Origin of the sequence: Paenibacillus sp. SN-8-1, assembly GCF_050995535.1 — a bacterium.
Taxonomy (GTDB): Bacteria; Bacillota; Bacilli; order Paenibacillales; family Paenibacillaceae; genus Fontibacillus.
The window spans coordinates 3,965,001-3,991,950 of sequence record NZ_CP194782.1 but is presented as its reverse complement, the minus strand read 5'-3'; the positions used below and the strand labels follow the sequence as shown (position 1 = coordinate 3,991,950).

The 26,950-nt window shown below is 48.9% G+C and carries 13 protein-coding genes (1 of these 13 running past the window's edge); all 13 read left to right on the top strand.

Annotation, left to right across the window (positions count from 1 at the left end; translation table 11 throughout):
* Positions 1-18: 18 nt before the first annotated feature.
* On the top strand, positions 19-2,010 hold the full coding sequence (gene uvrB, locus ACRRNK_RS19610) for an excinuclease ABC subunit UvrB (RefSeq protein ID WP_433944280.1): 1,992 nt from the start codon (positions 19-21) through the stop codon (positions 2,008-2,010).
* Positions 2,011-2,070: 60 nt separating this feature from the next.
* Complete coding sequence (gene uvrA / locus ACRRNK_RS19605) at positions 2,071-4,941, top strand: excinuclease ABC subunit UvrA (RefSeq protein WP_433944279.1); 2,871 nt, start codon at positions 2,071-2,073, stop codon at positions 4,939-4,941.
* A 487-nt stretch (positions 4,942-5,428) separates the two neighbouring features.
* Entirely contained in the window at positions 5,429-5,644 is a 216-nt protein-coding gene (locus tag ACRRNK_RS19600) for a DUF2759 family protein (RefSeq protein ID WP_127198347.1), read from the top strand.
* A gap of 257 nt (positions 5,645-5,901) precedes the next feature.
* Entirely contained in the window at positions 5,902-7,053 is a 1,152-nt protein-coding gene (locus ACRRNK_RS19595; RefSeq protein WP_433944278.1) for a S1C family serine protease, read from the top strand.
* An 80-nt stretch (positions 7,054-7,133) separates the two neighbouring features.
* Entirely contained in the window at positions 7,134-9,032 is a 1,899-nt protein-coding gene (locus tag ACRRNK_RS19590; protein ID WP_433944277.1) for a stalk domain-containing protein, read from the top strand.
* 174 nt (positions 9,033-9,206) lie between these two features.
* Positions 9,207-13,289, top strand: a complete 4,083-nt coding sequence (locus ACRRNK_RS19585) for an S-layer homology domain-containing protein (RefSeq protein WP_433944276.1) — start codon at positions 9,207-9,209, stop codon at positions 13,287-13,289.
* A 255-nt stretch (positions 13,290-13,544) separates the two neighbouring features.
* Positions 13,545-13,745 (top strand): hypothetical protein, encoded by a 201-nt coding sequence (locus tag ACRRNK_RS19580; protein ID WP_433944275.1) that lies wholly within the window; start codon positions 13,545-13,547, stop codon positions 13,743-13,745.
* Positions 13,746-14,066: 321 nt separating this feature from the next.
* Complete coding sequence (locus tag ACRRNK_RS19575) at positions 14,067-17,357, top strand: S-layer homology domain-containing protein (RefSeq protein WP_433944274.1); 3,291 nt, start codon at positions 14,067-14,069, stop codon at positions 17,355-17,357.
* 308 nt (positions 17,358-17,665) lie between these two features.
* A complete protein-coding gene (locus tag ACRRNK_RS19570; RefSeq protein ID WP_433944273.1) occupies positions 17,666-20,179 on the top strand; it encodes a DUF3656 domain-containing U32 family peptidase in 2,514 nt (837 codons plus the stop codon).
* Between the two features lie 339 nt (positions 20,180-20,518).
* Entirely contained in the window at positions 20,519-21,247 is a 729-nt protein-coding gene (locus tag ACRRNK_RS19565; protein WP_433944272.1) for a VCBS repeat-containing protein, read from the top strand.
* Positions 21,248-21,552: 305 nt separating this feature from the next.
* Positions 21,553-22,245 (top strand): heptaprenylglyceryl phosphate synthase, encoded by a 693-nt coding sequence (locus ACRRNK_RS19560; protein ID WP_433944271.1) that lies wholly within the window; start codon positions 21,553-21,555, stop codon positions 22,243-22,245.
* A gap of 483 nt (positions 22,246-22,728) precedes the next feature.
* Positions 22,729-25,056 carry a DNA helicase PcrA gene (gene pcrA, locus ACRRNK_RS19555; RefSeq protein WP_433944270.1) on the top strand — a complete coding sequence of 776 codons (2,328 nt, stop codon included), beginning with the start codon at positions 22,729-22,731 and terminating at the stop codon, positions 25,054-25,056.
* A 134-nt stretch (positions 25,057-25,190) separates the two neighbouring features.
* Positions 25,191-26,950 carry the 5' portion of an NAD-dependent DNA ligase LigA gene (gene ligA, locus ACRRNK_RS19550; RefSeq protein ID WP_433944269.1) on the top strand. 253 nt of this gene lie beyond the right edge of the window, so 1,760 of the gene's 2,013 nt are visible here — the first part of the coding sequence; its start codon is at positions 25,191-25,193; the stop codon falls past the right edge of the window.

Below are 26,950 nucleotides of genomic sequence, written 5' to 3'. Positions count from 1 at the left end.
TAAGGGTGATGTTGGACAATGAGTGATATTGTTGTCAGTAATCAAAAATTCGAGCTTATCTCCGACTATACGCCGCAGGGGGATCAGCCCGCTGCCATTGGAGAGCTGGTTGAGGGCATAAGAAACGGCAAGAAGCACCAGACACTGCTGGGGGCTACGGGAACCGGGAAGACGTTCACCATCGCACATACGATTGCGAAGCTCGGACGTCCGACGCTTGTCATTGCCCATAACAAGACGCTCGCTGCCCAGCTGGCAAGTGAATTCAAGGAATTTTTCCCCAATAACTCCGTAGATTACTTTGTGAGTTACTATGACTACTATCAGCCCGAAGCCTATATCCCTTCTTCCGACACCTATATTGAGAAAGATTCCAGCATAAATGAAGAAATTGATAAACTTCGCCACTCGGCTACGAGCTCCCTGTTTGAGCGGCGGGATGTGATCATTGTGGCAAGTGTATCGTGTATCTATGGTCTCGGATCGCCGGTGGAATACAGAAATTTGCTGCTCTCATTGCGTGTAGGGATGGAGAAGCCGAGAAATCAGATTTTGGCGAGACTGGTCGATATCCAGTATCAACGTAATGATATTAACTTCGTCCGGGGAACCTTCCGGGTACGCGGAGATGTCATCGAGATTTTTCCCGCTTCCAAGGGGGAGCAGGCGGTTAGGGTTGAGTTCTTCGGTGATGAAATTGAACGGATTACCGAAATTGACGTTCTGACAGGTGAACTGATCGGGGAACGCGACCATATAGCCATTTTCCCGGCATCTCACTTCGTAACCCAGGAAGAGACCATGCGTGTGGCTCTGGTTAATATTGAACGCGAGCTGGAAGAGCAGCTTGCGAAGTTCCACGCAGAAGGCAAGCTGCTGGAAGCGCAGCGGCTGGAACAGCGGACGCGCTACGATATCGAGATGATGAAGGAAGTCGGCTTCTGTTCCGGGATCGAGAACTACTCCGGACCGCTGACATTCCGTGAGCGCGGGGCAACGCCATATACGCTGCTGGATTATTTTCCGGATGATATGCTGATTGTTATTGATGAGTCCCATGTGACGCTGCCGCAGATCCGGGCCATGTACAACGGAGACCAGGCGCGTAAGAATGTGCTGGTGGATCACGGGTTCCGACTTCCGTCCGCACTGGATAACCGGCCGCTCAAGTTCGAGGAGTTCGAAGAGAAGATCAAGGAGATCATTTACGTATCTGCAACGCCGGGACCTTATGAGATTGAGCATACGGATACAATGGTGCAGCAGATTATTCGTCCGACAGGTCTTCTTGACCCAGTTATAGAGGTACGCCCTACGAAAGGACAAATCGATGATTTGATCGGGGAGATCAGAGACCGGATTGCCAAGGATGAACGGGTTCTGGTGACTACACTTACCAAGAAGATGTCCGAAGATTTGACGGACTACCTTAAGGAAATTGGCATTAAGGTCAGATATCTGCACTCAGATATCAAGACACTGGAGCGTTTGCAGATTCTGAGGGATCTGCGGCTTGGGACCTTCCATGTTCTGATTGGGATTAACTTGCTCAGGGAAGGTCTGGATCTGCCGGAGGTCTCGCTTGTAGCGATTCTCGATGCGGATAAGGAAGGGTTCCTTCGTTCCGAACGCTCGTTGATTCAGACCATTGGGCGTGCTGCGCGTAACTCGGATGGACGTGTATTAATGTACGGGGACAAAATCACCGACTCCATGGATAAAGCCATCAAGGAGACAGAGCGGCGCCGGGCTATTCAGATCGCGTATAATGAGAAGCATGGAATTACTCCGCAGACGATCAAGAAGAAGATCCGTGAAATCATTGAGGCGACTAAGGTGGCTGAAGGCAAAGCCGATTATCTGACTGACGGTGCGCAGAAGATGTCGAAGAAAGACCGCCAAGCCTATATTGGCCGTCTGGAAGCCGAGATGAAGGAAGCGGCGAAGAATCTGCAGTTCGAGAGAGCCGCAGAGCTTCGCGATGCAATATTGGAATTAAAGGCTGAGTAATAACAGATTAAGCGTAAGCAAGTTCTGTCCGAAGGGGAAGAACTCCAAGGAGATGATACAATGGCTATAGAGAACATTGTCATTAAGGGTGCAAGAGCGCACAATTTGAAGAATATAGATATTACAATACCGCGTGACCGTTTCGTAGTGCTTACCGGACTGAGTGGATCGGGGAAATCTTCACTTGCTTTCGATACCATCTATGCGGAAGGCCAACGTCGATATGTGGAATCCTTGTCCGCTTATGCGAGACAATTTCTGGGCCAAATGGAGAAGCCGGATGTCGACTCGATTGAGGGACTGTCGCCAGCGATCTCCATTGATCAGAAGACGACAAGCCGCAACCCGCGTTCAACGGTAGGTACGGTTACGGAGATCTACGACTACTTGCGGCTTTTGTTTGCCCGAATTGGGCATCCGCATTGCCCGGAGCATGGCGTTGAGATTACATCCCAGACCATAGAGCAAATGGTGGACCGGATTATGCAGTATCCGGAGAAGACCCGCCTGCAAATTCTGGCTCCTGTCATCTCTGGCCGAAAAGGGGAGCACAAGAGCTTGTTCGCTGAGATCAGCAAGCAGGGCTTTGTGCGTGTACGGGTCAATGGCGAATTGCGAGATCTATCAGAAAGTATTGAACTGGAGAAGAACAAGAAGCATACGATTGAGGTAGTTGTGGACCGGATCGTGGTGAAGGAAGACGTAAAGTCGCGCCTCGCGGATTCGATTGAGACCGCACTCAAGATGTCCGGCGGTCAGCTCCTGGTCGATATTATCGGTCAGGAGGAACTGCGCTTCAGCTCGAATTTTGCATGCCCTATCTGCGGATTCAGCATCGAAGAGCTCGCCCCGCGGATGTTCTCGTTCAACAGTCCGTTTGGAGCTTGCCCGGAGTGTGATGGTCTGGGAGCCAAGATGGTAATTGATCCAGAGCTGCTGGTTCCTGACAACCGCAAGAGTATTGAGGGGGGAGCATTTGAGGCCTGGGCTGGCAGCACGTCCAATTACTATCCTCAATACTTGAAGTCTGTTGCGGAGCATTACAATATCCCGCAGGATGTTCCCGTATCGGAGCTTACCAAGGATCAAATGGACAAGCTGCTGTATGGAACGGGTTCTCAGCGAATTAAGTTCCGTTATGAGAATGACTTTGGCCACAGCAAGGAAGCCTATGTTACCTTTGAAGGAATTGTTCCGAATCTGGAACGTCGGTACCGGGAGACGGCCTCCGACGGAATTCGCGAATTCATTGAAGGGTTCATGGGCGCGAAGCCGTGCGGTACCTGCAAAGGGCAGCGCCTGAAGAAAGAGAGTCTTGCCGTGACCGTACAAGGTCAGAATATGGCTTACGTTACATCCTTGTCGATCGGTGAAGCCATGAATTTCTTCAATGAGCTGAAGCTGAGCGAAAAGGAACAGACCATTGCAAACATGATTCTGAAGGAAATTAACAGCCGCCTTGGCTTCCTGGTCAATGTCGGTCTGGATTACCTGACGATGAGCCGTGCGGCAGGTACGTTATCGGGCGGTGAGGCTCAGCGTATTCGTCTGGCAACTCAGATTGGTTCCAGTCTTATGGGTGTGCTCTATATCCTGGATGAGCCTAGTATCGGTCTGCATCAGCGGGATAATGACCGTCTGATTGAGACCCTGAAGCATATGCGCGATCTTGGAAATACACTGATTGTGGTTGAGCATGACGAGGATACGATGCTTGCTTCCGACTATATTATTGATATTGGTCCAGGCGCAGGGATCCATGGGGGAAGTGTTGTCTCTCAGGGTACACCGAAGGAAGTTATGGAGGATCCGAACTCACTTACGGGACAGTATTTGAGCGGACGCAAATTTATTCCTGTCAGTGCCGAGCGCCGCAAGCCGGATGGAAGATGGATCGAGATTCGCGGGGCGAAGGAGAACAATCTGAAGAATCTGAATGTGAAGATTCCAATTGGTGTGTTCTCTGCTGTAACCGGGGTGTCCGGTTCAGGCAAATCCACACTGGTTAACGAGATCCTGTACAAGACACTGGCACGTGATCTGAATCGGGCGAAAGTACGCCCAGGCCAATACCGTGAGATGAAAGGCTTGGAGCATGTGGAGAAGGTCGTTGATATTGACCAATCTCCGATCGGGCGTACGCCTCGTTCCAATCCGGCGACATATACAGGCGTCTTTGACGATATTCGTGATCTGTTCTCCCAGACGAATGAGGCTAAGATCCGCGGCTATAAGAAAGGCCGCTTCAGCTTTAACATTAAGGGCGGCCGCTGTGAAGCCTGCCGCGGGGATGGAATCATCAAGATCGAGATGCACTTCCTTCCCGATGTCTATGTCCCTTGTGAGATCTGCAAGGGTAAGCGATATAACCGGGAGACCCTGGAAGTGAAATACAAGGATAAGAGTATCGCGGATGTTCTGGAGATGACCGTAGAGGATGCGACCGAGTTCTTCCAGAACATTCCGAAGATTCACCGCAAGCTTCAGACCATCCTTGATGTGGGACTCGGATATGTAACCATGGGTCAGCCGGCTACGACGCTTTCCGGTGGTGAGGCTCAGCGGGTGAAGTTGGCCTCCGAGCTGTACCGCCGAAGCACAGGCAAGACCATGTACATCCTCGATGAACCGACTACAGGACTGCATGTCGATGATATCGACCGTCTGCTTAAAGTACTTCACCGTCTGGTAGACTCAGGAGAGACGGTACTGGTCATTGAGCACAATCTGGATGTAATTAAGACAGCGGATTATCTCATTGACCTCGGTCCTGAAGGCGGAAGCGGGGGCGGTACGATTATTGCTACCGGTACTCCTGAAGAGATTATTAAAGTCAAAGAATCGTATACAGGCAAGTACCTGAAGCCTATACTCGAGCGAGATACGAAGCGGAGCGAGGAACTGCGGGAGCAGGCCGCTTCAACCGTATAAGCTTCTCGAAGACAGAGCTATCTGATACCGAGCTCTCCTTGAAGATAATAAATGAAGAGTGCTCCCTTAACGAAGGAAATCCCTTTAGTAGAACCTATGAAGAATATACTTTGTAGGTTCATACTAAAGAGGAGATCCGAATGAGGGAGCTTTTTAGGGGAATTTTATAGCTGTATAAGATGCAGTTAAAAATTGACTTGAGGGTAAGGCGTAACGGAGGGGAAGCTTGGAACTGTAGGAGCGAAAGCGATCGCCTTTGTCTCCGGATTTCATCCGCCCTGCGGTATAAATCAAGAAATCTGGAGACAACAGCGGCCGAAAGTCCAAGCATTCCCCGTAGTTACGACTGTACCCTCAAATGTGAACATTTAACTGCGGCTTATATGGAATTCAAAACTTTTTCGTGATTTCTCTTGCATCTGCCTTATTGTGAATATAACATATAAGAAGATGTGTAAATTTTGTGAATTCAGAGGGGGTACCCAGCATGTGGTTGCTTGCAATCGAGCCAGGAGAAACAACAACAACCTTTAATATGTTTGATATTTTTATGCTGCTGTTCACTGTTCTCATCTTGATCGGGGTGTATCGCCTGATTAAGGCCCGTGACAAGAATCTTTTTGCAATCGGTTTCGGGATTGTAAGCTTGCTCGTCTTCTTGGCATCGGACTTTGCAATGATCAAAGCTTGGTTCAGTAGCTAGAGGTTAGCTGTTAATGGCTAGCATAATCGAAATTTAGAGAGTTTTGAATTAATATGTATGAATTTCAAGACACCTTGTCTGTCCACAAGCAGATAGGGTGTCTTTTACTTTTTTACGTGAAAGCAGGTCCTTAAAGATCCTTTCAGAGACAAATTGTGAGGGGAATCAAACTGTGATACATTGAATCTACCAATACATCCCATTTTAGTAGAAATGGGTAGTAGAGTTTTATTTAGTGAGAGAGGGCCGGTGAGAGGATGAGATTTGAGAGCAAAGCGGCTGCAGCACTTCTGTTAGGCACAGTAATCGGGGTGAGCAGTTGTTTGAGCGTATCAGCAGAAAGTAAATCTAAAGGTTCTCTAACTGGCACGATGTCTACAGTCGCGGCGGTTAAGACGAAATCTACGCCTAAGACTACGCAGTCCAACTCTAAGGCAGCTGGGGAATTGAACTCACAGAATGATATCATTCCTCAGATTATTAAAGGGGTCTCTCCCTCAGTTGTGGGCATTATTGGAAGACCAACAAGTGCCGAGAACAAGGATCAAGGGGACAGCAGGTACGATCTTGCTCATGGGACAGGGGTCATCATCAAATCCGATGGATGGATCGTGACGAACACCCATGTGGTACAAGGCCTGACGAATGCCCTCGTCGTTACTTCAGATGGGAAGTCGTACAGTATCGCAGAGTCCTATGAGGATGAAGTCAGTGATATTGCAATTATTAAAATAAACGCCAAAAACCTTGTGCCTGCGAAGTTTGCGGCTTCCTCGCAAAATGTATTAGTCGGCGAAAAGGTGATTGCTTTAGGTACGCCGATCTCCTTCTCCCTGCGTAATTCAGCAACTCAAGGAATTGTCAGCGGACTCAATCGGGCGGTGAATGCGGCATATCGGCTGATTCAGACTGATACAGCCATCAATCCAGGCAACAGCGGTGGACCTCTTTTAAATATGAAGGGTGAGGTTATAGGGATTAATTCAATGAAATTTGAAGCTGTGGGAGTAGAAAATATGGGCTTCTCTATACCGGCAGAAACAGTACAGTATGTGGTGAATCAGCTGTTTAAATATGGGGAGGTTAACCGGCCTTCGCTCGGTGTCAGCCTGGAGGAAAGCTGGCCCTCCATTGTCGGGCTGCCAGGAGACGAGCAAATGACTATCACCAAGGTGAATTCCTCTGAGGCGCAGAAGGCAGGCCTTCATGCGGGTGATGTGCTTTACCGTGTGAATGGAAAGAAAATATCTTCCGTAGTTGATCTGAATGAGCTGCTAAAATCGTTCAGCCCGGGGCAGACCGTGACCCTTTGGCTGGAGTCGGACGGGGATATTGTAACCCGCAAGCTGGTTCTATCCAAGGATACAGGTTCTTCGGCAGTTGCCGGAAGTGAGGACGATGATTCATAGCAGGTGCTCTTCAAATGACAGGATCAATCAAGACATACTCAGCTTATTTAGATTCCCAAGAGAAGAGGTTGAATCTCTATATGAAAATAGTTCAGAAAACAAGCGTCATCCTTCTTAGCTTGGCTTTAACCCTCGTGGCTTCAGGAGTATATAATGTGGCATATGCCGCTGAGGTACAGGAGCTTCGTATCAAAGTGGGCAGCCAGAATGCGGAGATCAACGGTTCTACACAGACCATTATTCAGCCTTATCAGACGCATGGCGTCACTATGGTTCCACTGAGTGTATTTAAGAAAGCCTTTGGAGCGGACATTAAACTCGGAGATGGAAATACGGTTACAATTCTGAAGGGCAAGCATAGCATAGCTCTTACTCTCGGTAGTCCTGTGATCTGGGTAGATGGACACAAGCTCAGATCAGAAGCTGCTCCAGCCATGCTTCACAATACATTTATGGCCCCTCTGCGGATCGTTGCAAGCAGCATAGGGGCTAAGGTTAGCACAGAGGAAGGCGGACAGATTATTGTCCGGCTTGACACGCAGGAAGTAGCAGACCCGGCTGATGATGGAAGCATAGATAGTGATACCGGAAAGACTAGAATCGGCAACAGCTATTATGGGTGGACGATGCAGTATCCAAGCGGACTCATTCCGGGGAACAGTGGGGACGAGAGTATGGCTACCTTCTCTGATAGTGAAGGCACGTACTATTTGGAGGTTCATGCCGGATCAAGGATGAGTGAGACAGCGGACGCGGATACTCTGATGGATACGCTCCTCACAAGTGCCAAGAACAGCGGTGAGACGGTGCTGGATCAACAGGTTGTGACGCGGGCCAAGGTTCCTTATGCAAGAATTGTGACTACAGATAAAGACGGGTCCATGTGGCAAGAGCGAGCTTATTATGGGGGAGGCCGAATATACACCCTGTACCTGGCCTCCCAAACTGCGAAGACTTATAAAGATTTGCGAAAGTATGACGCTCTTCTGGATACCTTTGAGCCAGGGTTCGACCTGGCGGACAAATCCGTTAAAGACTTATCTAAAGTTAAGAACGGGATGACCGAGACTTATAATGACGACTATGGAATTTCACTGCAAATTCCTGCAGAGTGGACAGCGGACAATTCGCATAGGGTGTTCACAGGTAAGAACGGGGAGTCACTAAGCATTCATGTAGCCTCAGCCCCTGCGGGTCTAACTCTGGATAGCTGGGCAACGCAGCTGCAGGAACAGTATAAGCGGACCTTTCTTCCGGATGCCTACAAATGGGGAGGTGCCACTCAGATTGAGGCAGCAGGCGAGAAGGCATTACTTCAGCGGGCCGAGTATACTTACGGGAGCAGATGGTATCAAGAGAAGCAGGTCATGCTGATAAACGGAGGATACCGCTATCTTCTAGATTACTCGGCTCCAAGAGAACTAGAGGCTGGGGCAGAGCATTACCAGGATATTTTGGCATCACTGGATATTGATTTTGAGGGTAATACCGAAATTCTTGGCAATCTGGAAGACTATCATTTCTTGCTGGATACGACTAGAAGTGTACTTAAAGCTTCAAATAGCTATCAATATACGGTAAGCATCCCGCTCTATTGGACAGCTGTAAATGAACGCTACGAGCAATCCCAGACTGAATATCAGTTCCCAGGTGGAAGCTTTAAGCTCGAAGCTAGTTCCAGCAACGATCTGGATCTAACGGTCTGGCAGCTGCGAAGCTATTATAACGAAGCAACGAAGAGCGCCAAAGACTTCACGCTGCAAGGAATAGATAATGTGACACTGGCCGGTGCTCCGGCTACGGTATTCCGCATCCATCAGACCGTGAATGGTACGGGTCAGTCCAAACAAGTGATTTTATTTAGTGACAGTGGCGGCCAAGTCTACCAAATCACAACCACTTTAAATGATACGAATAGCACATCTGAGCAGAAGGCTGCACTTGAGAAAGCAATCCAATCTTTTAAAAAAGTAAAGTAAAGACACAAAAAGCTATGACCTTCCTCATAGCTTTTTTGATTTTTTTTCGATAATCCCGAATTATAGGTAATTTGTTCCTACTCTAGCTTCCTGAATAATAGTATTCTTAGGAACAGCAGCTAGTTCATATGAACTAATTAGAGAATGCGGAAATTTAATAATGGAGGATGAAGAATGGGAAGGAAGATTCGTAGTACGATTACCGGTGCGCTAGGATTAAGCTTGGCACTGGGCTCTATTGGTGTTGCCTCTGCTCAGACAGCGGCTGGCAAGGATTATATTGGCCACTGGGCAGAGAAACAGATTCAGTTATGGGTCGATAATGGCACAATTCACGGCTTCTCAGATGGTACGGTAAAGCCTAACCAGACAATTACCCGGGCTGAATTCATTACTTTGATTAACCGGACATTGGCTAATTCGGATACAGCAGATATCAGCTTTATCGATCTTAAGTCTTCAAGCTGGGCCTACCCGGAAATAGCGAAGGCAGTAAAGGCTGGTTATATCCAAGGTTATTCTGATCGTTCTATTCACCCGGATGCTCCGATAACAAGACAAGAGGCAGCGTCTATTGTATCCAAGGCATTTGGACTTGGTGATGGACAAGTGCAAGTATTGAAGCAATTTACCGATGTGAACGAGATTTCGGCATGGAGCCAAAGTAGTCTTGCGGCCGCTGTGCAAAATAAATTGCTGAAAGGTTATCCAAATGGAAGCCTCGGGCCAAACCGTTCCATGACACGTGCCGAAGCGATCACTTTTATTGAATCTGCCCTAGAACACAAACAAGCTAATACAACAACCTATGATAAAGCTGGAACCTACGGTTCTTCGGATCAGAAACAGATCATTGACGGCAATGTTGTGGTTTCTGTGCCTGGGGTAACTTTGCAGAACATGGAGATCAAGGGTGATCTCATCCTCGGACAAGGAATCGGCAGCGGAGATGTAATCCTGAAAGGCGTAACCGTACATGGGACTACGAACGTACAAGGTGGGGGGGAGAACTCTATCCACTTTGTGGATTCGATTCTCGTCAAGGTCATTGTGAACAAGAAGGATGGCACGGTTCGCATTGTTGCCGAGGGCTCTACACAAGTCAAGTCCGTCATTGTCCAAACTCCAACCAAACTGGAAGAGAGCGGTACAACAAGCAGTGGTTTTAGTGACGTGGAATTGTCAAAATTACTGCCACCTCATGCAAAAGTAGTGCTGAATGGTACATTTGACGATGTTGACATTCTTGCAACCTCACTGTCCGTACAGGCAGATCGAGGCTCAATTTCTAAGCTTAACGTGGATAAAGCTGCTGGTAACTCATCTATAGAGCTTAAGAATGAAGTGAAAGTTATTGACTTGGTTCTGGATGCGGTTGTGGATTTGCTCGGTGGTGAGCAAGTTCAGAAGGCCGTTATTAATGAAGGGGCGAAGGGCTCTTCATTTGATACGAAACCGACAACTGTGGAAGGGACACAGAGTGGGAGTATTGTTGTGACAACTCCTAGTGTGCCTGCCCCAGTTCCATCAACGCCATCAACTGGCGGTGGTGGGAGTCCTCAAATCACCCCTGACGAGGCAGCTGCGAATCCAGTAAAAGCCGAGATTGCAGCTTTACCATCAAAGGCAAGCGTTACCCTATCCAACAAACCAGCAGTAACCAAGGCACGTGCGGACTATAACGCCTTAACTACCGCTCAAAAGACGCTGGTAGGGGATACTACGAAATTGACTGATGCGGAGACAGCTATTGCAGCTTTAGAAGCACAGGCAGATCAGGATGCAGCTAATGCAGTGAAAACGAAAATTGCAGATCTGCCTGCAAAGGCGGCTATCACTTTAACAGACAAACCCGCAGTAACCAAGGCGCGCGCGGACTATAATGCCCTGACCGCCGCTCAGAAGATACTGGTAGGGGATATTACACAATTGACCGATGCGGAAGATGCTATTGCAGCTCTGGAAGCCGATGTAGCAGCAGCAAATCCGGTGAAGGCTGAGATTGCAGCTCTGCCCGCAAAAGCAAATATTGCATTAACGGACAAACCAGTAGTAACCAAGGCACGCGCGGACTATGATGCCCTGACCGCCGCCCAGAAGACGCTGGTAGGGGATATTGCACAATTGACCGATGCGGAAGATGCTATTGCAGCTCTGGAAGCCGATGTAGCGGCAGCGAACCCTGTAAAAGCTGAAATCGCAGGTTTGCCTGCAAAAGCAGATATTGCTCTAACGGACAAACTAGCAGTAACCAAGGCTCGCACGGACTATGATGCTTTGACCACCGCCCAAAAGACGCTGGTAGGAGATATAACACAATTGACCGATGCGGAAGACGCTATTGCAGCTTTGGAAGCCGATGTAGCAGCAGCAAATCCAGTGAAGGCTGAAATTGCAGCTCTGCCCGCAAAGGCAGATATCGTCTTAACAAATAAACCAGCAGTAACAAAGGCGCGCACGGATTATGATGCCTTGACCGCCGCTCAGAAGATACTGGTAGGGGACATTGCACAATTGACCGATGCGGAAGATGCTATTGCAGGGTTGGAAGCCGATGTAGCAGCAGCCAGCCCTGTCATAGCTGAAATTGCAGCGCTGCCCGCAAAAGCAGATATTGCATTAACAGACAAACCAGCAATAACCAAGGCGCGCGCAGATTATGATGATTTAACCGCCACCCAGAAGATACTGGTGGTGGATATCACTAAGCTGACCGATGCGGAGACCGCTATTGCAGCGTTGGAAGCCGATGTAGCGGCGGCAAATCCAGTGAAGGCTGAAATTGCCGCTTTGCCTGCTGAGGCAGAGGTCACTCTAGCAAACAAATCAGCTGTAACTACAGCGCGTGCGCATTATAACGCTTTAACTCCAGCTCAGAAAGCGTTGGTAGGGGATATTACGAAATTGACTGATGCAGAAGATGCCATTGCAGCTCTGGAAGCTCAAGCAGATCAGGATGCAGCGGCGCCGGTGAAAGCCGAAATCGCAATCCTGCCTGCAAAGGCACAGGTAACTCTAGCAGACAAAGCAGCGGTAACTACAGCACGTACGCACTTTAATGTTCTAACTCCAGCTCAGAAGACGCTGGTAGGAGACATTTCTAAGCTGACCGATGCAGAAGATGCCATTGCAGCATTGGAAGCCCAGGCAGCTGCCGATGAAGCAGCAGCAGTTCCGGTGAAAGCCGAAATTGCGGCTCTACCAGCAAAAGCACAGATCACCATTGCCAATAAAACAGCTGTAATTACAGCGCGTACGCACTATAACACTCTAACTTCAGCTCAAAAGGTGCTGGTAGGGGATATCACCAAGCTAACGGAAGCCGAAGCAGTAATTGCTAATTTAGAACTAGTGGCAGCAGCTAAAGTTAATTTAAATGTCGTGTATAACGGCATCGACAATAAGGTGACATTGCCAGGAACTCAGGATGGCGCTACGGTAGCCTGGGCTTTACAAGATCCATCGCAATCCTCGATTGTAAATGTAGCAACTGGGGATGTGGTAAGAGATGGTCTGTCAGTGAATTCGAACGTCGTGCTGATTGCCACTATTACATCGGGCGGTGTATCGGATACAAAGGAAATTACAATTCAGGTTAAGGCTAAAGTACTTGAGACGGTCTCTAGTAAGGCAGTAACCAATTTTGACTACTCCACCGTCTCTGCAACACAAGCCAGACAAGAGAGCAAACAAATCACCTCAACAGATTTCGCAACAAACCCTAAGCATTTCACCATAAGTGATGGGACAATTACTATCCCTGTTGATCTGACCTGGAATATACCATTGAATGGATTTACCATGGGGCAGGTGGTTGGCTCCGCGGTAGACAGCTTCATACAGGATTACTGTAATGCACACGGAATTAATCTTATGACACGGACAGTGAGTGGTTACGGGTTTAGTGATACATTCTTTATCTCCACCTTCGCAACAGGGTCATCGGCTTCGATTACCCTGGGTGGGAATGACTGGTCCTATTTCTTCCAAAATGCTCATTATACTGGTACGGATCTAGATAACAGCAAGAACCGTACTTTTACCGTGAGTGATGGGGTGAAGTCAGCTGTTATTGTGCTAAAGGGTAATTTTCCTAGCATGGATAGTTTGGTTACTAATCTTAACTCGCAACTGACTAATGCTCAGGTGTCCGCTACAGCAGTCAAAGTGGACGAATCTCACTTCAAAATTGTCGCGAACACGGTGGATGTAACCTTATCCCTCACAGGAGCTGATAAGAATCAGTTCTTCAACTAGATTGCAAGCCTATTGATGTGCAAAGAGCAGATCCCTTTCAGGATCTGCTTTTTTGTTAATTTCTTTTCACTAGAGCATTCCTCTAATTTCTGATAAACCATATTAGTTCAAGTGACTTTGAATTGTCATCCATGGTTACAGGTAAGGGTGGATGAAGCCTGCCGCAATACTGTGTACAATTCGATCGAGCAGTCCGGTGCGGAATATTTGAACCATTTTCTAAGCTTCAAGCTTGAAGCTTGAAGCTAATACCAGTTGCGATCTGGATCTAACGGTCTGGCAGCTGCGAAGATTACTAAAGACTTTACGCTGCAAGGAATAGATAATGTGACACTGGCTGGTGCTCCGGCTACGGTATTCTGCATCCGCCAGACCGTGAATGGCGCGGGGCAGTTCAAACAAGTGATTTTATTTAGTGACGTGGCGGTCAAGTCTACCAAATCACAACCACTTTAAATGATACGAATTGCACATCTGAGCAGATGCTGCGCTTGAGATAGCTGTGAAGTCTTTTGCTTGGATAAATTAGGTCTTTTGGCTAACGAGAGATAGGGATGGCTGAATTTAAAGAGTAACCAAATCATACCATATGGACCATGATATCCTTGGATATTCATGGTTCCTTTGTATCTCTATAGAGTATTTGTGACCAGAAATGTTTATAAATTGGGATTTAATACCTGTAAAACTAACATGGGATGGAATACAATGGAAACGCTGTATACAGTTCTAAAGAACTAATCTAGTGAGAATGATTTTAAATCAGGAGGATGAAGAATGGGAAAGAAGACTCGTAGTACAGTCACTGGTGTGTTAGGTTTAAGCTTGGCACTAAGTTCCTTGGGAGTTGCTTCTGCGGGGACGGCAACGGGGAAAGATTACGCAGGACATTGGGCAGAGAAACAAATTCAATCATGGGTTGATAATGGAAACCTTCATGGATTTCAGGATGGTTCAGTTAAGCCCAACCAAACAATCACAAGAGCTGAATTTATTGCTTTGATCAATCGTGCTTTTGCATTTTCTGATACAGCAGATGTGAATTTTACTGACCTATCCGCATCCAATTGGGCGTATACAGATGTGGCGAAAGCAGTGAAGGCTGGTTATATCACAGGATATACAGACAATACGATTCATCCAAATGCTCCAATTACCCGCCAAGAAGCAGCGACTGTAGTATTTAAAGTACTTGGGCTTAGTGAAGGCGATACTGAAGCATTGAAACAATTCTCTGACGTTAGCCAAATCGCAGCTTGGAGCAAAGGTAGTGTAGCTGCAGCCGTTCAGAAGAAAATTCTTAAGGGCTATCCGGATGGAACCTTCGGACCTACTCGTTCACTTACACGAGCTGAAGCGATTACCCTGATAGACTCCGCGTTAAGTAACAGACAAGTGGCCACAACCACTTATGATAAAGCAGGTACATATGGCACGCCAGATCAGAAACAAATCATTGAAGGCAACGTAGTGATTTCTACACCGGGCGTTATTTTGCAGAATGTGGAGATCAAAGGTGATCTTACGCTCGGGCAAGGTATCGGCAGTGGGGATGTAACTCTTAAGAATGTAACTGTCCATGGAACTACGAATGTTCAAGGCGGTGGAGAAAACTCCATTCACTTCGTCGACTCTGTTCTCGTGAAAGTGGTTGTAGATAAGAAAGACGGAACTGTTCGTATTGTAGCAGAAGGTTCTACACAAGTTGAGTCCGTAGTCGTCCAGACTTCAGTGAAATTGGAGGAAAGCGGAGCAACAGGTAAAGGTTTCACCGATGTTGAACTATCCAAAGCGCTTCCTGCAAATGCAAAGGTAGTTCTGAACGGAACGTTCGACGATGTTGAAGTATTTGCAGCTTCCCTGTCTGTACAGGTAGCAAGAGGTTCTATTGCTAACCTTAACGTAGACAAAGCTGCGGGGAATACGTCCATTGAATTAAGCAGCGAAGCGAAAGTCGTTAAGCTGGTTCTGGACGCTATAGTCAAAGTACTCGGCGGTGGACAAGTTCAGACTGCTGTAGTAAATGATGGAGCCAAAGGCGCTTCCTTTGACAAGAAGCCAGCAAATGTAGAAGGAACACAAAGCGGAAGTGTTACTGTTACCACACCTTCTACACCTGCTCCTTCAACCCCATCTACAGGAGGTGGCGGATCTCCTTCGACGGGTGGGGGAAGTGGCGAGACTTCTACGCAATTAACATTAGCAACTACAGCTGTAGAAAAAGCTGAAGGTAGCAAAGTTCAAGCAGATGTAGATGCAGCCAAAAAATTGGTTGATGCATTGCCAGCTGGAACAGCAAAGAGTGCTCTCCAAGAACGTCTCGTAAAGGTGCAAAAAGCAATCGATGATGCAGCAGCAATAGCAGCTCTAACAAAGTATTTAACAACAGCAACACAGTATAGTTATAGTGGTACCGCAACAAACTGGTTGGATATCAAAGAGTTAACCGTAGCAGGAACTAATGTAACTGCTGATTTCAGTAAACATGGTGTTACAGCTGGAATCAAAGGTATCTATGATAAGCTGATAGTAGATCAAAAGATTGATGCAGATGGAAAAGTTACAGGGGCAGACGGTCAGAAGAAAGATGCCGTAGCCTATGCGATTGACTCTTATGTAATGAACACGTTCGCAAGATATGTAGGAGCGTTTGGACACGATACTACTAGCCCAGTAAAGAAGGTAGTATTCAATAATGTAGAGTATACTTGGCAAGAAAAGGCTGGATTAGGCAGTGGCTACCTTGCGGGTAGTAACTGGAAAGATGCACAGGGGAATACGTTAGTATCCGCTGTTGTAGCTCAGCAAAATACATCGATTAGTAAAGTAGACCTTAAGGTTGTGGATGAGAAGGGGAATTCTATCGACGTAACATTCACGGCAAATGCTCTTCCTACAAAAGCAGATATGGATGCTATCTTAAATCCAGTAGATCAAGCAGCAATAGCAGCTCTTACAGAGTATTTAACAACAGCAACACAGTATAGTTATAGTGGTACTGCAACAAACTGGTTGGATATCAAAGAGTTGACTGTAGCAGGAACTAATGTAACTGCTGATTTCAGTAAAGACGGTGTTACAGCTGGAATCAAAGGTATCTATGATAAGCTGGTAGTAGATCAAAGGATTGATGCAGATGGAAAAGTTACAGGGGCAGACGGTCAGAAGAAAGATGCCATAGCCTATGCGATTGACTCCTATGTAATGAACACGTTCGCAAGATATGTAGGAGCGTTTGGACACGATACTACTAGCCCAGTAAAGAAGGTAGTATTCAATAATGTAGAGTATACTTGGCAAGAAAAGGCTGGATTAGGCAGTGGCTACCTTGCGGGTAGTAACTGGAAAGATGCACAGGGGAATACGTTAGTATCCGCTGTTGTAGCTCAGCAAAATACATCGATTAGTAAAGTAGACCTTAAGGTTGTGGATGAGAAGGGGAATTCTATCGACGTAACATTCACGGCAAATGCTCTTCCTACAAAAGCAGATATGGATGCTATCTTAAATCCAGTAGATCAAGCAGCAATAGCAGCTCTTACAGAGTATTTAACAACAGCAACACAGTATAGTTATAGTGGTACTGCAACAAACTGGTTGGATATCAAAGAGTTGACCGTAGCAGGAACTAATGTAACTGCTGATTTCAGTAAAGACGGTGTTACAGCTGGAATCAAAGGTATCTATGATAAACTGGTAGTAGATGAAAATGGAAAAGTTACAGGAGCAGACGGCCAGAAAAAGGATGCCGTAGCCTATGCGATTGACTCCTATGTAATGAACACGTTCGCAAGATACGTAGGGGCATTCGGACACGATACTACTAGCCTAATAAAGAAGGTAGTATTCAATAATGAAGAGTATACCTGGAAAGCGGATAGTGAAGGTAAATTGGCAAAAGGTAGTAACTGGAGAGACGCACAGGGGAATACTCTAGTATCTGCAGTTGCAGCAGAACAGAGCTCATCGATTAGAAATGCAGTCCTTAAAGTTGTGGATGAAAAGGGAAATTCTATTGACGTAACGTTTACAGCTGTTAATGTGCCTACAGAGTTTTCACAAAACTAAACTAAATTAGATAGAACTATTGCATGCGATATGCTCCCCCTATTGGTGGACAGGTGATTATCAATGAACCTGTGGCTGTAGGGGGAGTTTTTTATGGAAAGAGATAGAGGTGAAAATCTGCATAAAGAGTGAGAGGCTTCACTTTAAACTTGAAGAGGACCTTTTAGGGTCTGCTTTTTGCTAATTTCTTTTCACTAGAGCATTCCTCGAAATTCTGATAAACTATATTAGTTACACTGACGTTGATTTAGAATTCATGATCACCTTTAAAATATATCTGATCGGTTAGCCGATCCAGGAGGACATAAATGAGCAGTACAGCATTAACAAGACAAGACGTGGAGCTGCTGGCACCCGCAGGGGATTGGGATTGCATGCGTGCCGCAGTGGCGAACGGGGCAGATGCGATCTTTTTCGGCGTGGAGAAGTTCAATGCGCGGGCGCGGGCAAATAATTTCCGGATGGCCGAGCTGCCGGAGATCATGGCGTATCTTCACAGCTACGGGGTGAAAGGCTTCCTTACCTTCAATATCCTCGTGTTCGAGAATGAGCTAGCCGATGCCAAAGAACTGATTGAAGCCTGTATCGATGCGGGCGTAGATGCGGTTATCGTTCAAGATTTGGGTCTGGTCAAAATGATCCGCGAGATCTCCCCGGACTTCCCGATTCATGGTTCTACGCAAATGACGATCACCTCTCCGGAGGCCGTCGAGTTCACCAAACCCTTCAACATGGAGCGTGTGGTGCTTGGGCGGGAGAACAATCTGAAGCAGATTCAGAAGATTGGCGAACAGGCCAAGCTGCCGATGGAGGTATTTGTTCACGGGGCACTGTGCGTATCGTATTCAGGCCAATGCCTGACCTCGGAAATGTGGGGCGGACGCTCTGCGAACCGCGGTGAGTGTGCCCAGGCCTGCCGTCTGCCTTATGACCTGATGGTCGATGGCGAGATGAAACCGATGGGCGATGTAGCCTATCTCCTGTCTCCAAAAGATCTGGCTGCGGTTGACATCATGCCGGAGCTGATCGAGGCCGGCGTAACGTCCTTCAAGATTGAAGGACGCATGAAGAGTCCTGAGTATGTGGCCAATGTGGTCAGCAAGTACCGCAAGGCGATTGACCTTTATTTTGATGGAAATGAAGAGCGTATATCCAAGGAAGAAATTCGTGAGCTGCAGCAGAGCTTTTCGCGTGGATTTACTCATGGCTTCCTGGAGGGTACGAATAATAAGAAGCTTGTAGAGGGGACTTTTCCCAAGAGCCGCGGCGTATATCTCGGCCGTGTGGAACAGATTCTAAGGGATGGCGTTGTCTGCCGTCTGGATGCTCCGGTCAAACGTGGTGACGGGATTGTATTTGATGCTGGAGACCCTACGAAGAAGGAAGAAGGCGGACGCGTCTACGATTTGCGCCGCAAAGGCGTTAAGATCGAAGGGGAAGCAGGCGAAGGCTGGATTATCGATATCATTCCAGGCCGTAATGACGTAGATCTGCGCAAGCTCCATGTGGGCGACCGGATCTGGAAGACGAGTGACCCGGCGTTGGATAAGCGGATGCGTCAGACCTATGAGACGGAGAAGCCATACCGTATATTCCCGGTACGTGTACGGGCAATTGGTCATCCCGGCCAGCCGCTTGTGACCTTCTGGACCGATGTTCAGAAGGGAACTACAGTGCGGGTGGATTCCGAGATGGAGCTTGAAGTTGCACAAAAGCGTCCAATGGACCATGAACTGCTGGAAGAGCAGTTCGGCCGCCTTGGCGGCACGGTGTTCCAGCTCGAAGAGCTGGACACGGAGCTTCATGGCGACGTGATCGTGCCTATGCGCGAGCTGAACAGCATCCGCCGCCGTGCGGTGGAACAGCTTGCGGGCGAGCGTCCCAAGCCGCCCGTCTATGTGAAGCGGGCGGTAGAGATCTACGGCGACGCGGCGAGGTCCGCGCAGCCGATCCCCCGCGGTCAGGCGAAGCTGACCGCGCTGTGCCGCAGCCTGGAGCAGGTTCAGGCTGCGCTGAAGACCGGCGTCGACATGATCTATGCCGACTTTGAATTTATCAAGCAGTTCCCGGCAGCAGTAGACGCCGCTCGGAGCGCCGGCAAGCAGATTGCGCTGGCAACGCCGCGCATTCATATGCCTGGCGAGAACGGCTATCATAACAACATCCTGCGTCTTCAGCCCGACGCGGTGCTGGTACGTAACACCGGCGCGCTGTATTTCTACCTGCGCCACCGGTTGGAGAATCCTTTGGCGCCGCAGCCAAAGCTGATCGGCGACTTCTCGCTCAACATCGCGAACCACAAAGCGGTTGAATTGTTCCTGGAAGCCGGACTCGACACCGTAACACCTTCTTATGACCTGAACATTCAGCAGATGGTTGATCTGCTCGGTAAGAGCCGGACAGCGGACATGGAGATTGTTATTCATCAGCATCTGCCAATGTTCCATACGGAGCACTGTGTGTACTGTACCTTCCTGAGTGAGGGAACGGACTATACGAACTGTGGACGGCCTTGTGAAGATCACCGAGCTTCCCTTCAGGACCGAATCGGCATGTCTCACCCGGTACGGGTGGACGAGGGCTGCCGTAATACCGTGTACAATGCGATCGAGCAGTCCGGTGCGGAATATTTGAACCATTTTCTAGAGTTCGGGGTGCCAAGCTACCGAGTGGAATTCCTGGAAGAGACACCGGAGCAGGTGCTTGAAGTCATTGATCTGTATACCCGGGCGCTGCGCGGAGAGATCAGCGGAACGCAGGTATGGAAGCAGCTTAAAGCGACGAACCAGCTCGGGGTTACCCGCGGACAGCTGGTGAAATAATTATAATTGAGCGGATAGAGAGCTATTCTCGAGTATCCAAGAAGAAGGAAGAAGGAAGAAGGAAGAAGGAAGAAGGAAAGGTCGCCCGAATGGGCGGCCTTCTTTTATTTGAAATATATCATACGGCCCTTGCCATTATTATGCGCCATACCAATTTCATTTTACTTGGATAATACTACTGTTCACCTATTCTATTTCCATTGCAGCTGATTGTTAAAATACCAGCGTCACGTCCCGCCTCAACGTACCTAATTACGTCCCTACCCCGGATCCACTCGCTCACCCCGGCAAGCGCCTAGTCATATACTGCTAGAAATACGTTCATAAGGAGATATGACGATGAATAAATATCAACCGCGATATGCCATACGGCCTGCTGGAACGGAGCAGGTCCTTGACCGTAAGATCGGAGACGTGACGGGGGATAAAGTGCCGGATACAGTTACCCTTACGGGGCATGCCGGGGCGGCGGGGAGCCCTTTTATCACAGGGATCACCTTGGTCGTTCATAGCTGGGGAGACCGGCGTACGTACCGGGTCCCGCTTCGTAACAATGCAGGTTATCAGCCTACATTGTTTCTGGGCGATTTTACTGGGGACAACATTGACGATGTACTGGTACGCATAGATTCTGGTGGTTCGGGTGCTATGACGTATGACTATGTCTACACGTTCACAGAGGGACAACCGCGGCTGCTGTTCGACTCCGACCAATACAATCAACAATGGAATTACACAGTTAATTACTTGGACTTCTACAGACTACAAGTCAACAGCCCGCATTCCGGTAATACCTTTACGGTGGATATTTCATCCCGGGGCAAAGAATATTTGAATCAGATCTACAATCCGGATGGCACTTTGAAAAAGCCTGTTCAAGGCTTTGTGGACCCGCTTAGCGGCCTGTACCCGATTGATCTGGAGCGCGACGGAACCTATGAGCTCATGGCGCTACAGGGGGTCAGCGGGCTGTATCACGCCGACCGTTTCGGGTATATTACCAATCTGCTCAAATGGAATGGGAGCTCTTGGGAGCTCGCACAGCAGTGGTTCTCTTTTCTTGGATAACCCGTAAAGCAAATCCGCTGGATAGATTCAGCATATGCTGGCAGAATGGCAATAGCTTAGAAGCTTATCAATAAGGGATACCGGATGCCGATTTGCCGGAATCTGTATCTTTTTGTGTTCCCCTAAAATACGAACATTGACACTAACACGTGGGTATCATAGACTGGAATTAAGCTGTTTAAAATGATTCAAATTGGAGCAGTTGGCTCTATTCTCTCATAATCTCAGTTGGCGGAGCGGTCAGAACCAGATGCTCCGTTTTTTGAGGTGGATGATGTACATCGCTGTGTTTTGGAGGAATTTTTTTGAAGCAAATGATAGATGAATGGAGACACGTATTTAAGCTGGATCCGGACAAGGCCATCTCTGATGAGGATCTGGAGGCCGTGTGTATGTCAGGTACCGATGCTATCATGATCGGCGGCTCCAGCGGAGTTACCTATGACAATACCGTGGACCTCCTGTCCCGTGTCCGTCAGTACGCGGTTCCTTGTGTACTGGAAATATCGGAACTGGATGCCGTAGTTCCAGGGTTTGATCTGTATATGATCCCGATGGTACTCAACACTAGCCGCGCGGAGTGGATCCTCGGCCGGCATCAGCAGGCCATTGAACGTTATGGGTATATTATCCCTTGGGAACTTGTTGTTCCAGAAGGTTATATCATACTAAATCCGGAGTCTACCGCAGCCAAGCTGACTGACGCCATAGGGGGTCTGTCTATCTCCGAAAGCGCGGCATACGCGCAGACGGCGGACAAGCTGATGTCCCTCCCAGTTATCTATATGGAGTATAGTGGAACCTTTGGGGATATGGAGCTGGTCTCCACCGTCCGCAGATCTTTATCAAAGTCCCGTTTGTTTTACGGCGGTGGAATCACGGACGCTGAGACAGCGCGGCTGGCCGCTGATGCAGCCGACACGATCATCGTGGGTAACATCATTTATATGAATCTGCTTCAAGCCCTAACCACCGTACCTGCTGTAAAAGATAAGTAGGAGCACCGGCACCACCAAAGCGGCGCACGGGCTCCGCGCAAGCCTGAAGCGAATCCCGCAGGGAGAGCGCTCCTAGCGCGTAGGAGCACCGGCACCACCAAAGCGGCGTACGGGCTCCGCGCAAGCCTAAAGCGATTCCCGCAGGGAGAGCGCTCCCCGCAGGCAGTAGCACCCAGCGCCGCCGAAGCAGCACCCTCGAGCCCCGCACTAACGTAGAGCGTGTCCCGCAGGGACGACAAGCGGCTCCCTAATCACAATAACCTCATTTCATATATAGCAGCTCACACAGCCCAAGAACTTTCAGTAACTAAGAACCGCCACAATTCAAGCGGGTCCCGCAAGGGACGGCAAGCGATCCCGAATCCAAGCCTAACCAAGTCCCTGTGCCCGTTCTCATTCGCCCATTCCGGGTGTCCAGAGGGCGTAGCCCTTGGGGCCCTCCCTGTCAGGGAGGGTTTGGGAGGGTAGATTTGCACCGAAAGGATGTTCACAATGATTGACATAGAACAAGCAATTAACAAGCTTAATCCCCAGCAAAAAGAAGCCGCACTAGCCACAGACGGCCCGCTTCTCATTATGGCCGGCGCGGGAAGCGGCAAGACCCGGGTGCTGACGCACCGTATTGCCCACTTGATTGCGACGCGCAAGGCTGCGCCGTGGAGTATTTTGGCCATTACATTTACCAACAAAGCCGCAAGGGAGATGCAGGAGCGGGTGTCCAAGCTCGTCGGGCCGCAGGGCCGTGACATTTGGGTATCCACCTTCCACTCCATGTGTGTGCGTATTTTGCGCAAGGATATTGAACGCATCGGATTTACATCGAACTTCTCGATCCTGGATTCTACCGACCAATTGTCAGTCATCCGGAATTGCATGAAGGAGCTTAACGTCGATCCCAAGAAATTTGAACCGAAAGCCGTTCAGGCTATGATCAGCAACGCTAAGAATGAGCTGGTAAGTCCTCAGATGTATGAGCAGAAGATCGGAGATTATTTCGAGGGTATTGTGGCTAAAGTGTATACCATGTACCAAAAGCGTCTCAGAAGCAATAACTCTCTTGACTTCGATGACCTGATTATGAAGACAATTGATCTCTTCAAAGAGGTACCTGAGGTGCTGGACTTCTATCAGCGCAAATTTCAATATATTCATGTGGATGAGTATCAGGATACGAACCGGGCTCAGTATATGCTCTGTAAAATGCTGGCCGACAGCCACCACCGCATCTGCGTGGTAGGGGATAGCGACCAGTCCATTTACCGCTGGCGCGGAGCGGATATCAGCAATATCCTCAACTTTGAAGAGGACTATCCGGAAGCCAGAACCATTCTGCTCGAGCAGAATTACCGCTCAACTTCGAACATCCTGAATGCAGCCAATGAGGTGATCGGCCTGAATACCGGCCGGAAGCCGAAGAGACTGTGGACAGACAAAGAAGGCGGGGCCAAGATCAAGGTATACCGCGGGGATTCCGAGCATGACGAAGGGTATTTCGTAGCTTCGGAGATTCACAAGAACATTAAGCAGAACAAAAGCTACGGACACCATGCGATTCTATACCGGACGAATGCCCAGTCCCGGGTGATCGAGGAAATTCTGATCAAATCGGACATTCCATATCAAATCGTGGGCGGCATCAAGTTCTATGATCGTAAAGAGATCAAGGACATTTTGGCCTATCTGCGTCTTCTGTCCAATCCGGACGATGATATCAGCTTGACCCGGGTTATTAATGTGCCGAAGCGGGGACTTGGGGATACCACCGTGGCGAAGCTGGCCGCGGCTGCTGCAGAGCGGGGGACTTCCATTTACCGTGTGCTGGAGTATGTGGACGACCTGGGATTTGCGGGACGGACGCGTAATAACCTAGTGGACTTCTTCGACATGATCGCTGGACTTCACCGGATGGTGGAGTATCTATCCGTGACTGAGCTTACCGAGAAGCTGCTGGAGATGACTCACTACCGGATTGAGCTGCAGAACGAGAATACAATCGAATCGCGCTCTCGTCTGGAGAATATTGATGAGTTCCTGTCCGTAACGATGGAGTTTGAGAAGAATAACGAGGATAAGTCCCTCGTCTCCTTCCTTACGGATCTGGCATTAATTGCAGATATCGACAGCATGAATGACTCGGAAGAAGAGCAGAGCGATGCCGTTGTCTTGATGACCATGCACAGCGCCAAGGGCCTTGAGTTCCCTGTTGTGTTCATTATCGGGATGGAAGAAGGCGTATTCCCGCACAGCCGTGCATTCCTGGATGAGGAAGAGCTTGAGGAGGAGCGCCGTCTGGCTTATGTAGGGATTACACGTGCGGAAGAGCAGCTCTTCCTCAGCTGTGCCCAGATGCGGACTTTGTTCGGACGGACCACGGCCAATGCGCCGTCGCGCTTTCTGAATGAAATTCCGGATGAGTACAAGGAGGATACAGATATCGCGCGCGACCGCTATCGCCGCGGGGCCAACGTGGGCGGTGCTTACGGGGGCCGTGGATTTGGCGGCAGCGGTGGGGGCGGCAACTTTGGCCGCCGGACTGAAGGCAGCACGGCGAAGGCAGCGCCAAACGCTTCCCGCGTAACGGTGACAACCGGTGTGCCGGGTGCAGTACAAGCTAAGCCTGCTGGAGCAACGGGCTCCGGAGATTTCAAGGCAGGTGACAAAGTGGCTCACGGCAAGTGGGGCACCGGAACCATTGTGGCTGTCAAAGGCTCGGGCAATGATATGGAGCTGCAGATCGCTTTTCCAGCTCCGGTTGGTGTGAAGCGTCTGCTTGCAGGCTTTGCTCCAATTACGAAAGTAGAAGCCGAATAGACGGCATTACAACAAGTTTTAGTTGGAGATTCAACATGGAAGGAAGACGTGCTATTGGGCGAGTGATTCTGATGACTAAGGCCCAATAGCCGTTGTATACATATTTATCATTCATTATGGGAGGGTTGCCCTGCATGGATCCAATGCATTCGATGGAGCAGCTTGTGGAGGAGCTTAATAAGTATAACTATCATTACTACACGCTGGATAATCCACTTGTAAGTGACAAAGAGTATGACGTCCTCTATGACAAGCTGGTAGCGCTTGAGGCGGAGACCGGAATAACACTGCCCGATTCCCCAACTCAGCGGGTGGGAGGCGAATTGCTGAAGGGCTTTAAGCCTCATCGTCACTTAACCCCCCTCTGGAGTCTGGATAAAGCTCAGAATGAGGAGCATTTGCAGAATTGGAATAACCGGGTACTTAAGCTGGTTGGAGACTATAACGCGAAAAATCCGGATACGCCTCTGCCTGCACCTTCCTATGTAGTTGAGTTGAAGTTTGACGGACTTACCCTGAATCTGACCTATACAGATGGACAGCTGGTTCAGGCGTCTACCCGGGGGAATGGGGTTGTAGGGGAAGGCATTCTTGCCCAGGTGAAGACGATCAAGTCTGTACCTCTGAGAATCCCCTACACAGGCGGAACGATAGAAGTCCAAGGCGAGGGAATTATGAATCTTTCTGTGCTGGCGGCGCATAACGAATCCGGGGCTGATCCGCTGAAAAATGCGCGGAATGCCGCAGCCGGAGCTCTGCGGAATCTTAATCCCAAGGTTACGGCCGAGCGTAAGCTGAGCGCTTTCTTCTATAACGTTGGCTATGCAGAGGGAATCAAATTCGGCAACCATAAGGAAATGATGACTTTCCTCAAAGATAACTTTTTTAAAGTCAATCCGTTCGTTTCCTACTTCGACAGCTTCGATCAAGTTATGCATGAGCTTCATCTCATTCAGGAGCGCCGCAGCTCCCTGGATTATCTTATTGATGGGGCCGTCATCAAAATCACCGATATGCGCACACGGGAAGTGCTTGGTTATACCGACAAATTCCCGCGCTGGGCGGTGGCTTTCAAGTTTGAAGCGGAAGAGACAACCACAGTTCTTGAGTCCGTAGTCTGGAATGTAGGCCGGACTGGTAAAATAACACCGTTAGCCAAGGTAGAGCCTGTCGAGCTGGCTGGAGTTACGGTGCAGAACTGTACGCTTAACAATGTTGGGGACATTGAGCGCAAGAACTTGAAGTTCGCGATCGGCACACGTGTATTCATCCGCCGCTCCAATGACGTAATCCCGGAAATTCTGGGCAAAGTCACCGAGGAGAGTGACGGCGAGGAAATCATTTATCCGGAGAACTGCCCGGCTTGCGGATTCCCGCTGGAGCAGCGTGGTGCCCATCTGTTCTGCAATAATCGATTTGGCTGCAAGCCGCAGATTGTCGCGCGGATTACGCATTTCGCCTCACGGGACGCTATGGACATTGAGACCTTTAGCGATAAGACTGCGGAACAGCTTTACGATGAGCTAGAGGTACGTGAATCAGCGGATCTGTATACACTTACCTATGAGGATCTGGTGAAGCTGGAGCGTTTCGGAGCCAAAAAGGCGACCAATCTGCTCGAGGCAATCGAGCAGAGTAAAGGGCGAGACCTCGCTGCGTTTCTCTTCGCGCTTGGCATCCCCAATACGGGCAAGTCGACAACCAAGGTGATTGCCGAGCATTTTGGCAGCCTTCAGGCTATTATGTCCGCAACGGCGGAGGAATTGACCGCTCTGCCTGATATCGGAGGCATTGTGGCCGACAGCATTGTGAACTTTTTTGCGGATCCATTTATGCAGGCAGGGATTAACAAAATGTTGTCCTTAGGTGTAGAAGCCAAGGCTCCTGAGAAGCC

Bases quoted from the DNA above. Each gene is read 5' to 3' on its own strand.
- uvrB (WP_433944280.1), top strand. From the start codon at position 19: ATGAGTGATATTGTTGTCAGTAATCAAAAATTCGAGCTTATCTCCGAC.
- uvrA (WP_433944279.1), top strand. From the start codon at position 2,071: ATGGCTATAGAGAACATTGTCATTAAGGGTGCAAGAGCGCACAATTTG.
- ACRRNK_RS19600 (WP_127198347.1), top strand. From the start codon at position 5,429: ATGTGGTTGCTTGCAATCGAGCCAGGAGAAACAACAACAACCTTTAAT.
- ACRRNK_RS19595 (WP_433944278.1), top strand. From the start codon at position 5,902: ATGAGATTTGAGAGCAAAGCGGCTGCAGCACTTCTGTTAGGCACAGTA.
- ACRRNK_RS19590 (WP_433944277.1), top strand. From the start codon at position 7,134: ATGAAAATAGTTCAGAAAACAAGCGTCATCCTTCTTAGCTTGGCTTTA.
- ACRRNK_RS19585 (WP_433944276.1), top strand. From the start codon at position 9,207: ATGGGAAGGAAGATTCGTAGTACGATTACCGGTGCGCTAGGATTAAGC.
- ACRRNK_RS19575 (WP_433944274.1), top strand. From the start codon at position 14,067: ATGGGAAAGAAGACTCGTAGTACAGTCACTGGTGTGTTAGGTTTAAGC.
- ACRRNK_RS19570 (WP_433944273.1), top strand. From the start codon at position 17,666: ATGAGCAGTACAGCATTAACAAGACAAGACGTGGAGCTGCTGGCACCC.
- ACRRNK_RS19565 (WP_433944272.1), top strand. From the start codon at position 20,519: ATGAATAAATATCAACCGCGATATGCCATACGGCCTGCTGGAACGGAG.
- pcrA (WP_433944270.1), top strand. From the start codon at position 22,729: ATGTTCACAATGATTGACATAGAACAAGCAATTAACAAGCTTAATCCC.